This window comes from Streptococcus sp. NCTC 11567, from assembly GCF_902141215.1.
GTDB lineage: Bacteria > Bacillota > Bacilli > Lactobacillales > Streptococcaceae > Streptococcus > Streptococcus dysgalactiae.
Genome location: NZ_LR595857.1, coordinates 21,092 through 31,813, shown reverse-complemented (window position 1 = coordinate 31,813; position 10,722 = coordinate 21,092). Strand labels below are relative to the sequence as shown.

Sequence of the window (10,722 nt, the reverse complement as noted above, 5' to 3'; positions counted from 1 at the left end):
CCTCGTTTTGAGTATTGCAAAAGAGGAGACCATTTTCGCTCCTCATAATACTTAGCTATAAGAACCCACTACAGCTGATAATGAGCTAGGAAAATTCTATATAAAAAAACAAAGTTACCATAAAGATAACCTTGTCTAACCAACGGAGAATAAGGGATTCGAACCCTTGCGCCAGTTACCCGACCTAACGATTTAGCAAACCGTCCTCTTCAGCCTCTTGAGTAATTCTCCAAATAAATGGGCACGAGTGGACTCGAACCACCGACCTCACGCTTATCAGGCGTGCGCTCTAACCACCTGAGCTACGCGCCCAAGCCATAGCTTGGGAAAAACTATAAAGCGGGTGACGAGAATCGAACTCGCGACAACAGCTTGGAAGGCTGTAGTTTTACCACTAAACTACACCCGCGATATAATATGGCGCGAGACGGAATCGAACCGCCGACACATGGAGCTTCAATCCATTGCTCTACCAACTGAGCTACCGAGCCAACTACATTTATATGTATTGCGGGAGCAGGATTTGAACCTACGACCTTCGGGTTATGAGCCCGACGAGCTACCTAACTGCTCCATCCCGCGATAGTTATAAGGAGGATGTGGGATTCGAACCCACGCACGCTTTTACACGCCTGACGGTTTTCAAGACCGTTCCCTTCAGCCGGACTTGGGTAATCCTCCAAATATAATATATGGACCTTGTAGGACTCGAACCTACGACCGCTCGGTTATGAGCCGAGTGCTCTAACCAGTTGAGCTAAAGGTCCCAAGTCATCCATAAAAACAATAGCGGCGAAGGGGATCGAACCCCCGACCTCCCGGGTATGAACCGGACGCTCTAGCCAGCTGAGCTACACCGCCATCAATCGGGAAGACAGGATTCGAACCTGCGACACCTTGGTCCCAAACCAAGTACTCTACCAAGCTGAGCTACTTCCCGAACTGATGCACCCTAGAGGAGTCGAACCTCTAACCGCCTGATTCGTAGTCAGGTACTCTATCCAGTTGAGCTAAGGGTGCTCTATATTAAATTAATGCCGAGGACCGGAATCGAACCGGTACGATGTAAACCATCGCAGGATTTTAAGTCCTGTGCGTCTGCCAGTTCCGCCACCCCGGCTCCTCAAAAGCGAACGACGGGATTCGAACCCGCGACCCCCACCTTGGCAAGGTGGTGTTCTACCACTGAACTACGTTCGCAACTTTTTTTATGCCGGCTACATGACTTGAACACGCGACCCTCTGATTACAAATCAGATGCTCTACCAACTGAGCTAAGCCGGCTAATCTTTTATGCGGGTTAAGGGACTTGAACCCCCACGCCGTTAAGCGCCAGATCCTAAATCTGGTGCGTCTGCCAATTCCGCCAAACCCGCTTCTATGACCCGTACTGGGCTCGAACCAGTGACCCATTGATTAAAAGTCAATTGCTCTACCAACTGAGCTAACGAGTCTTTCCTTCAAAAAATATGACTACTCTTTGAACGGTCCCGACGGGAATCGAACCCGCGATCTTCGCCGTGACAGGGCGACGTGATAACCGCTACACTACGGGACCTGTATCTTTTCAAATACTATGGGAGTTAACGGGATCGAACCGCTGACCCTCTGCTTGTAAGGCAGATGCTCTCCCAGCTGAGCTAAACTCCCATTGAGTGGCCTCTAAGCTAAGCGACTACCGTATCTAACAGGGGGCAACCCCCAACTACTTCAGGCGTTCTAGGGCTTAACTACTGTGTTCGGCATGGGTACAGGTGTATCTCCTAGGCTATCGTCACTTAACTTTTGAACCTCCTTATTCTCATAAGGACTGTCCACTCAAAATTGAATACCTATATTCTAACAAGAACCTTCTACGCTTGTCAATCTCTTTCTTCGGATAAGTCCTCGAGCTATTAGTATTAGTCCGCTTCATGTATCACTACACTTCCACTTCTAACCTATCTACCTGATCATCTCTCAGGGCTCTTACTGATATAAAATCATGGGAAATCTCATCTTGAGGGGGGCTTCGCACTTAGATGCTTTCAGCGCTTATCCCTTCCCTACATAGCTACCCAGCGATGCCTTTGGCAAGACAACTGGTACACCAGCGGTAAGTCCACTCTGGTCCTCTCGTACTAGGAGCAGATCCTCTCAAATTTCCTACGCCCGCGACGGATAGGGACCGAACTGTCTCACGACGTTCTGAACCCAGCTCGCGTGCCGCTTTAATGGGCGAACAGCCCAACCCTTGGGACCGACTACAGCCCCAGGATGCGACGAGCCGACATCGAGGTGCCAAACCTCCCCGTCGATGTGAACTCTTGGGGGAGATAAGCCTGTTATCCCCAGGGTAGCTTTTATCCGTTGAGCGATGGCCCTTCCATACGGAACCACCGGATCACTAAGCCCGACTTTCGTCCCTGCTCGAGTTGTAGCTCTCGCAGTCAAGCTCCCTTATACCTTTACACTCTGCGATTGATTTCCAACCAATCTGAGGGAACCTTTGGGCGCCTCCGTTACCTTTTAGGAGGCGACCGCCCCAGTCAAACTGCCCGTCAGACACTGTCTCCGATAGGGATAACCTATCCGGGTTAGAGTAGCCATAACACAAGGGTAGTATCCCAACAACGCCTCCGTCGAAACTGGCGTCCCGACTTCAATGGCTCCTACCTATCCTGTACATGTGGTACAGATACTCAATATCAAACTGCAGTAAAGCTCCATGGGGTCTTTCCGTCCTGTCGCGGGTAACCTGCATCTTCACAGGTACTAAAATTTCACCGAGTCTCTCGTTGAGACAGTGCCCAAATCATTACGCCTTTCGTGCGGGTCGGAACTTACCCGACAAGGAATTTCGCTACCTTAGGACCGTTATAGTTACGGCCGCCGTTTACTGGGGCTTCAATTCAGATCTTCGCTTACGCTAAACCCTCCTCTTAACCTTCCAGCACCGGGCAGGCGTCACCCCCTATACATCATCTTACGATTTAGCAGAGAGCTGTGTTTTTGATAAACAGTTGCTTGGGCCTATTCACTGCGGCTGACCTAAGTCAGCACCCCTTCTCCCGAAGTTACGGGGTCATTTTGCCGAGTTCCTTAACGAGAGTTCTCTCGATCACCTGAGGCTACTCGCCTCGACTACCTGTGTCGGTTTGCGGTACGGGTAGAGTATAATTAAACGCTAGAAGCTTTTCTTGGCAGTGTGACGTCACTAACTTCGCTACTTAACTTCGCTCCCCATCACAGCTCAATGTTATAAAGATAAGCATTTGACTCATCTTACACCTCACTGCTTAGACAGGCTCTTCCAATCGCCTGCTTTAGTTAGCCTACTGCGTCCCTCCATCACTTTATACTCTAGTACAGGAATATCAACCTGTTGGCCATCGGATACACCTTTCGGTCTCTCCTTAGGTCCCGACTAACCCAGGGCGGACGAGCCTTCCCCTGGAAACCTTAGTCTTACGGTGGACAGGATTCTCACCTGTCTTTCGCTACTCATACCGGCATTCTCACTTCTATGCGTTCCAGCGCTCCTCACGGTACACCTTCTTCACACATAGAACGCTCTCCTACCATGACACTAACGTGTCATCCACAGCTTCGGTAATATGTTTTAGCCCCGGTACATTTTCGGCGCAGGGTCACTCGACTAGTGAGCTATTACGCACTCTTTGAATGAATAGCTGCTTCTAAGCTAACATCCTAGTTGTCTGTGCAACCCCACATCCTTTTCCACTTAACATATATTTTGGGACCTTAGCTGGTGGTCTGGGCTGTTTCCCTTTCGACTACGGATCTTAGCACTCGCAGTCTGACTGCCGATTATATCTCGTTGGCATTCGGAGTTTATCTGAGATTGGTAATCCGAGATGGACCCCTCACCCAAACAGTGCTCTACCTCCAAGAGACTTAACATCGACGCTAGCCCTAAAGCTATTTCGGAGAGAACCAGCTATCTCCAAGTTCGTTTGGAATTTCTCCGCTACCCACAAGTCATCCAAGCACTTTTCAACGTGCCCTGGTTCGGTCCTCCAGTGCGTCTTACCGCACCTTCAACCTGCTCATGGGTAGGTCACATGGTTTCGGGTCTACAACATGATACTAAGTCGCCCTATTAAGACTCGGTTTCCCTGCGGCTCCGTCTCTTCAACTTAACCTCGCATCATATCGTAACTCGCCGGTTCATTCTACAAAAGGCACGCTCTCACCCATTAACGGGCTCGAACTTGTTGTAGGCACACGGTTTCAGGTTCTATTTCACTCCCCTCACGGGGTGCTTTTCACCTTTCCCTCACGGTACTGGTTCACTATCGGTCACTAGAGAGTATTTAGGGTTGGGAGATGGTCCTCCCAGATTCCAACGAGATTTCGCGTGTCTCGCCGTACTCAGGATACTGCTAGGGCTCAAAAGAATTTTAAATACGAGGCTATTACTCTCTTTGGCTTACCTTCCCAGGTAATTCTTCTATCCTTTTAAAGTCCCACGTCGCAGTCCTACAACCCCGAGAAGTAAACTTCTCGGTTTGCCCTCCTGCCGTTTCGCTCGCCGCTACTAAGGCAATCGCGTTTGCTTTCTCTTCCTGCAGCTACTTAGATGTTTCAGTTCACTGCGTCTTCCTTCTCATAACCTTAACAGTTATGGATACTAGCCAGTAGCTAGTGGGTTCCCCCATTCGGACATCTCTGGATCAGCGCTTACTTACAGCTCCCCAAAGCATTTCGTCGTTAGTCACGTCCTTCTTCGGCTTCTAGTGCCAAGGCATCCACCGTGCGCCCTTATTAACTTAACCTTATCTTTTACTAGTATATCTTAACTAGAAAAACTCTTGATTATTCACAGCGTTTTCGGTTTATTTTCTTGTTACTATTCGTACAATCAATTTCTTGATCGTGGAATTTGATATAGATATTCAATTTTCAATGGACAGTTTCTAGGATATCTCTATCCTAATGGAGCCTAGCGGGATCGAACCGCTGACCTCCTGCGTGCAAAGCAGGCGCTCTCCCAGCTGAGCTAAGGCCCCACAAGACCTCTCAAAACTAAATAAGACGACCCTAACGTGTTCCATTTCCTTAGAAAGGAGGTGATCCAGCCGCACCTTCCGATACGGCTACCTTGTTACGACTTCACCCCAATCATCTATCCCACCTTAGGCGGCTGGCTCCTAATAGGTTACCTCACCGACTTCGGGTGTTACAAACTCTCGTGGTGTGACGGGCGGTGTGTACAAGGCCCGGGAACGTATTCACCGCGGCGTGCTGATCCGCGATTACTAGCGATTCCGACTTCATGTAGGCGAGTTGCAGCCTACAATCCGAACTGAGATTGGCTTTAAGAGATTAGCTTGCCGTCACCGGCTTGCGACTCGTTGTACCAACCATTGTAGCACGTGTGTAGCCCAGGTCATAAGGGGCATGATGATTTGACGTCATCCCCACCTTCCTCCGGTTTATTACCGGCAGTCTCGCTAGAGTGCCCAACTTAATGATGGCAACTAACAATAGGGGTTGCGCTCGTTGCGGGACTTAACCCAACATCTCACGACACGAGCTGACGACAACCATGCACCACCTGTCACTCCTGCCCCGAAGGGAAAGCCTATCTCTAGACCGGTCAGGAGGATGTCAAGACCTGGTAAGGTTCTTCGCGTTGCTTCGAATTAAACCACATGCTCCACCGCTTGTGCGGGCCCCCGTCAATTCCTTTGAGTTTCAACCTTGCGGTCGTACTCCCCAGGCGGAGTGCTTAATGCGTTAGCTCCGGCACTAAGCCCCGGAAAGGGCCTAACACCTAGCACTCATCGTTTACGGCGTGGACTACCAGGGTATCTAATCCTGTTTGCTCCCCACGCTTTCGAGCCTCAGCGTCAGTTACAGACCAGAGAGCCGCTTTCGCCACCGGTGTTCCTCCATATATCTACGCATTTCACCGCTACACATGGAATTCCACTCTCCCCTTCTGCACTCAAGTTCTCCAGTTTCCAAAGCGTACAATGGTTGAGCCACTGCCTTTAACTTCAGACTTAAAGAACCGCCTGCGCTCGCTTTACGCCCAATAAATCCGGACAACGCTCGGGACCTACGTATTACCGCGGCTGCTGGCACGTAGTTAGCCGTCCCTTTCTGGTTAGTTACCGTCACATGGTGGATTTTCCACTCCCACCATCATTCTTCTCTAACAACAGAGCTTTACGATCCGAAAACCTTCTTCACTCACGCGGCGTTGCTCGGTCAGACTTCCGTCCATTGCCGAAGATTCCCTACTGCTGCCTCCCGTAGGAGTCTGGGCCGTGTCTCAGTCCCAGTGTGGCCGATCACCCTCTCAGGTCGGCTATGTATCGTCGCCTTGGTGAGCCGTTACCTCACCAACTAGCTAATACAACGCAGGTCCATCTCATAGTGATGCAGTTGCACCTTTTAAATGTTTAACATGGGTTAAACACTTTTATGCGGTATTAGCTATCGTTTCCAATAGTTATCCCCCGCTATGAGGTAGGTTACCTACGCGTTACTCACCCGTTCGCAACTCCTTGGACCGGTGCAAGCACCAGTCCTCAGCGTTCTACTTGCATGTATTAGGCACGCCGCCAGCGTTCGTCCTGAGCCAGGATCAAACTCTCATTAAGATGTGTTTGAACTTACTCGTTCTTTCTGTCGCTGACAGATTTATTTCTCGTTTTTGACGGGTAATATGTCTCCATATCACCCTCACATTTGGTTCGTCTTATTCAGTTCTCAAAGGTCTTTCAATCGGGAAGACAGGATTCGAACCTGCGACACCTTGGTCCCAAACCAAGTACTCTACCAAGCTGAGCTACTTCCCGAACTGATGCACCCTAGAGGAGTCGAACCTCTAACCGCCTGATTCGTAGTCAGGTACTCTATCCAGTTGAGCTAAGGGTGCTCTATATTAAATTAATGCCGAGGACCGGAATCGAACCGGTACGATGTAAACCATCGCAGGATTTTAAGTCCTGTGCGTCTGCCAGTTCCGCCACCCCGGCTCCTCAAAAGCGAACGACGGGATTCGAACCCGCGACCCCCACCTTGGCAAGGTGGTGTTCTACCACTGAACTACGTTCGCAACTTTTTTTATGCCGGCTACATGACTTGAACACGCGACCCTCTGATTACAAATCAGATGCTCTACCAACTGAGCTAAGCCGGCTAATCTTTTATGCGGGTTAAGGGACTTGAACCCCCACGCCGTTAAGCGCCAGATCCTAAATCTGGTGCGTCTGCCAATTCCGCCAAACCCGCTTCTATGACCCGTACTGGGCTCGAACCAGTGACCCATTGATTAAAAGTCAATTGCTCTACCAACTGAGCTAACGAGTCTTTCCTTCAAAAAATATGACTACTCTTTGAACGGTCCCGACGGGAATCGAACCCGCGATCTTCGCCGTGACAGGGCGACGTGATAACCGCTACACTACGGGACCTGTATCTTTTCAAATACTATGGGAGTTAACGGGATCGAACCGCTGACCCTCTGCTTGTAAGGCAGATGCTCTCCCAGCTGAGCTAAACTCCCATTGAGTGGCCTCTAAGCTAAGCGACTACCGTATCTAACAGGGGGCAACCCCCAACTACTTCAGGCGTTCTAGGGCTTAACTACTGTGTTCGGCATGGGTACAGGTGTATCTCCTAGGCTATCGTCACTTAACTTTTGAACCTCCTTATTCTCATAAGGACTGTCCACTCAAAATTGAATACCTATATTCTAACAAGAACCTTCTACGCTTGTCAATCTCTTTCTTCGGATAAGTCCTCGAGCTATTAGTATTAGTCCGCTTCATGTATCACTACACTTCCACTTCTAACCTATCTACCTGATCATCTCTCAGGGCTCTTACTGATATAAAATCATGGGAAATCTCATCTTGAGGGGGGCTTCGCACTTAGATGCTTTCAGCGCTTATCCCTTCCCTACATAGCTACCCAGCGATGCCTTTGGCAAGACAACTGGTACACCAGCGGTAAGTCCACTCTGGTCCTCTCGTACTAGGAGCAGATCCTCTCAAATTTCCTACGCCCGCGACGGATAGGGACCGAACTGTCTCACGACGTTCTGAACCCAGCTCGCGTGCCGCTTTAATGGGCGAACAGCCCAACCCTTGGGACCGACTACAGCCCCAGGATGCGACGAGCCGACATCGAGGTGCCAAACCTCCCCGTCGATGTGAACTCTTGGGGGAGATAAGCCTGTTATCCCCAGGGTAGCTTTTATCCGTTGAGCGATGGCCCTTCCATACGGAACCACCGGATCACTAAGCCCGACTTTCGTCCCTGCTCGAGTTGTAGCTCTCGCAGTCAAGCTCCCTTATACCTTTACACTCTGCGATTGATTTCCAACCAATCTGAGGGAACCTTTGGGCGCCTCCGTTACCTTTTAGGAGGCGACCGCCCCAGTCAAACTGCCCGTCAGACACTGTCTCCGATAGGGATAACCTATCCGGGTTAGAGTAGCCATAACACAAGGGTAGTATCCCAACAACGCCTCCGTCGAAACTGGCGTCCCGACTTCAATGGCTCCTACCTATCCTGTACATGTGGTACAGATACTCAATATCAAACTGCAGTAAAGCTCCATGGGGTCTTTCCGTCCTGTCGCGGGTAACCTGCATCTTCACAGGTACTAAAATTTCACCGAGTCTCTCGTTGAGACAGTGCCCAAATCATTACGCCTTTCGTGCGGGTCGGAACTTACCCGACAAGGAATTTCGCTACCTTAGGACCGTTATAGTTACGGCCGCCGTTTACTGGGGCTTCAATTCAGATCTTCGCTTACGCTAAACCCTCCTCTTAACCTTCCAGCACCGGGCAGGCGTCACCCCCTATACATCATCTTACGATTTAGCAGAGAGCTGTGTTTTTGATAAACAGTTGCTTGGGCCTATTCACTGCGGCTGACCTAAGTCAGCACCCCTTCTCCCGAAGTTACGGGGTCATTTTGCCGAGTTCCTTAACGAGAGTTCTCTCGATCACCTGAGGCTACTCGCCTCGACTACCTGTGTCGGTTTGCGGTACGGGTAGAGTATAATTAAACGCTAGAAGCTTTTCTTGGCAGTGTGACGTCACTAACTTCGCTACTTAACTTCGCTCCCCATCACAGCTCAATGTTATAAAGATAAGCATTTGACTCATCTTACACCTCACTGCTTAGACAGGCTCTTCCAATCGCCTGCTTTAGTTAGCCTACTGCGTCCCTCCATCACTTTATACTCTAGTACAGGAATATCAACCTGTTGGCCATCGGATACACCTTTCGGTCTCTCCTTAGGTCCCGACTAACCCAGGGCGGACGAGCCTTCCCCTGGAAACCTTAGTCTTACGGTGGACAGGATTCTCACCTGTCTTTCGCTACTCATACCGGCATTCTCACTTCTATGCGTTCCAGCGCTCCTCACGGTACACCTTCTTCACACATAGAACGCTCTCCTACCATGACACTAACGTGTCATCCACAGCTTCGGTAATATGTTTTAGCCCCGGTACATTTTCGGCGCAGGGTCACTCGACTAGTGAGCTATTACGCACTCTTTGAATGAATAGCTGCTTCTAAGCTAACATCCTAGTTGTCTGTGCAACCCCACATCCTTTTCCACTTAACATATATTTTGGGACCTTAGCTGGTGGTCTGGGCTGTTTCCCTTTCGACTACGGATCTTAGCACTCGCAGTCTGACTGCCGATTATATCTCGTTGGCATTCGGAGTTTATCTGAGATTGGTAATCCGAGATGGACCCCTCACCCAAACAGTGCTCTACCTCCAAGAGACTTAACATCGACGCTAGCCCTAAAGCTATTTCGGAGAGAACCAGCTATCTCCAAGTTCGTTTGGAATTTCTCCGCTACCCACAAGTCATCCAAGCACTTTTCAACGTGCCCTGGTTCGGTCCTCCAGTGCGTCTTACCGCACCTTCAACCTGCTCATGGGTAGGTCACATGGTTTCGGGTCTACAACATGATACTAAGTCGCCCTATTAAGACTCGGTTTCCCTGCGGCTCCGTCTCTTCAACTTAACCTCGCATCATATCGTAACTCGCCGGTTCATTCTACAAAAGGCACGCTCTCACCCATTAACGGGCTCGAACTTGTTGTAGGCACACGGTTTCAGGTTCTATTTCACTCCCCTCACGGGGTGCTTTTCACCTTTCCCTCACGGTACTGGTTCACTATCGGTCACTAGAGAGTATTTAGGGTTGGGAGATGGTCCTCCCAGATTCCAACGAGATTTCGCGTGTCTCGCCGTACTCAGGATACTGCTAGGGCTCAAAAGAATTTTAAATACGAGGCTATTACTCTCTTTGGCTTACCTTCCCAGGTAATTCTTCTATCCTTTTAAAGTCCCACGTCGCAGTCCTACAACCCCGAGAAGTAAACTTCTCGGTTTGCCCTCCTGCCGTTTCGCTCGCCGCTACTAAGGCAATCGCGTTTGCTTTCTCTTCCTGCAGCTACTTAGATGTTTCAGTTCACTGCGTCTTCCTTCTCATAACCTTAACAGTTATGGATACTAGCCAGTAGCTAGTGGGTTCCCCCATTCGGACATCTCTGGATCAGCGCTTACTTACAGCTCCCCAAAGCATTTCGTCGTTAGTCACGTCCTTCTTCGGCTTCTAGTGCCAAGGCATCCACCGTGCGCCCTTATTAACTTAACCTTATCTTTTACTAGTATATCTTAACTAGAAAAACTCTTGATTATTCACAGCGTTTTCGGTTTATTTTCTTGT

Annotated in this window: 27 tRNA genes and 5 rRNA genes; all 32 read right to left on the bottom strand. The window is 49.7% G+C overall.

The features are described from left to right. Window positions 1–143 precede the first annotated feature (143 nt). Window positions 144–231, bottom strand: a tRNA-Ser gene (locus tag FQT67_RS00250). A 7-nt stretch (window positions 232–238) separates the two neighbouring features. Beyond that, window positions 239–312 (bottom strand) — tRNA-Ile (locus FQT67_RS00245). Window positions 313–338: 26 nt separating this feature from the next. Next, window positions 339–409: transfer RNA gene (locus FQT67_RS00240), tRNA-Gly, on the bottom strand. 9 nt (window positions 410–418) lie between these two features. Beyond that, window positions 419–491: transfer RNA gene (locus FQT67_RS00235), tRNA-Phe, on the bottom strand. Between the two features lie 17 nt (window positions 492–508). Continuing rightward, window positions 509–582 (bottom strand) — tRNA-Met (locus FQT67_RS00230). Window positions 583–591: 9 nt separating this feature from the next. Further along, window positions 592–681, bottom strand: a tRNA-Ser gene (locus tag FQT67_RS00225). A gap of 12 nt (window positions 682–693) precedes the next feature. Continuing rightward, a tRNA-Ile gene (locus FQT67_RS00220) sits at window positions 694–767 on the bottom strand. Between the two features lie 20 nt (window positions 768–787). Next, window positions 788–861, bottom strand: a tRNA-Met gene (locus tag FQT67_RS00215). A 5-nt stretch (window positions 862–866) separates the two neighbouring features. Next, window positions 867–940, bottom strand: a tRNA-Pro gene (locus FQT67_RS00210). 6 nt (window positions 941–946) lie between these two features. Further along, a tRNA-Arg gene (locus FQT67_RS00205) sits at window positions 947–1,020 on the bottom strand. A 15-nt stretch (window positions 1,021–1,035) separates the two neighbouring features. Continuing rightward, a tRNA-Leu gene (locus tag FQT67_RS00200) sits at window positions 1,036–1,120 on the bottom strand. Window positions 1,121–1,128: 8 nt separating this feature from the next. Continuing rightward, window positions 1,129–1,200 (bottom strand) — tRNA-Gly (locus FQT67_RS00195). A gap of 11 nt (window positions 1,201–1,211) precedes the next feature. Then, a tRNA-Thr gene (locus FQT67_RS00190) sits at window positions 1,212–1,284 on the bottom strand. A gap of 10 nt (window positions 1,285–1,294) precedes the next feature. After that, window positions 1,295–1,376, bottom strand: a tRNA-Leu gene (locus FQT67_RS00185). 5 nt (window positions 1,377–1,381) lie between these two features. Next, window positions 1,382–1,454, bottom strand: a tRNA-Lys gene (locus tag FQT67_RS00180). Between the two features lie 31 nt (window positions 1,455–1,485). After that, window positions 1,486–1,558, bottom strand: a tRNA-Asp gene (locus FQT67_RS00175). A 19-nt stretch (window positions 1,559–1,577) separates the two neighbouring features. Further along, window positions 1,578–1,650, bottom strand: a tRNA-Val gene (locus FQT67_RS00170). A gap of 16 nt (window positions 1,651–1,666) precedes the next feature. Then, a 5S ribosomal RNA gene (gene rrf, locus FQT67_RS00165) occupies window positions 1,667–1,782 on the bottom strand. A gap of 93 nt (window positions 1,783–1,875) precedes the next feature. Beyond that, a 23S ribosomal RNA gene (locus FQT67_RS00160) occupies window positions 1,876–4,778 on the bottom strand. A 161-nt stretch (window positions 4,779–4,939) separates the two neighbouring features. Beyond that, window positions 4,940–5,012, bottom strand: a tRNA-Ala gene (locus tag FQT67_RS00155). 53 nt (window positions 5,013–5,065) lie between these two features. Next, a 16S ribosomal RNA gene (locus tag FQT67_RS00150) occupies window positions 5,066–6,614 on the bottom strand. 124 nt (window positions 6,615–6,738) lie between these two features. Next, window positions 6,739–6,812, bottom strand: a tRNA-Pro gene (locus FQT67_RS00145). 6 nt (window positions 6,813–6,818) lie between these two features. Further along, a tRNA-Arg gene (locus tag FQT67_RS00140) sits at window positions 6,819–6,892 on the bottom strand. Window positions 6,893–6,907: 15 nt separating this feature from the next. After that, window positions 6,908–6,992, bottom strand: a tRNA-Leu gene (locus tag FQT67_RS00135). 8 nt (window positions 6,993–7,000) lie between these two features. Then, window positions 7,001–7,072: transfer RNA gene (locus FQT67_RS00130), tRNA-Gly, on the bottom strand. An 11-nt stretch (window positions 7,073–7,083) separates the two neighbouring features. Then, window positions 7,084–7,156 (bottom strand) — tRNA-Thr (locus FQT67_RS00125). Between the two features lie 10 nt (window positions 7,157–7,166). Then, window positions 7,167–7,248: transfer RNA gene (locus FQT67_RS00120), tRNA-Leu, on the bottom strand. 5 nt (window positions 7,249–7,253) lie between these two features. Further along, window positions 7,254–7,326 (bottom strand) — tRNA-Lys (locus FQT67_RS00115). Window positions 7,327–7,357: 31 nt separating this feature from the next. Next, window positions 7,358–7,430, bottom strand: a tRNA-Asp gene (locus FQT67_RS00110). Window positions 7,431–7,449: 19 nt separating this feature from the next. Further along, a tRNA-Val gene (locus tag FQT67_RS00105) sits at window positions 7,450–7,522 on the bottom strand. Window positions 7,523–7,538: 16 nt separating this feature from the next. Beyond that, window positions 7,539–7,654 (bottom strand): 5S ribosomal RNA (rrf, locus tag FQT67_RS00100). Window positions 7,655–7,747: 93 nt separating this feature from the next. Further along, window positions 7,748–10,650, bottom strand: a 23S ribosomal RNA gene (locus FQT67_RS00095). Together the 16S, 23S and 5S rRNA genes with 27 tRNA genes alongside form the textbook arrangement of a ribosomal RNA operon. Between the last annotated feature and the right edge of the window lie 72 nt (window positions 10,651–10,722).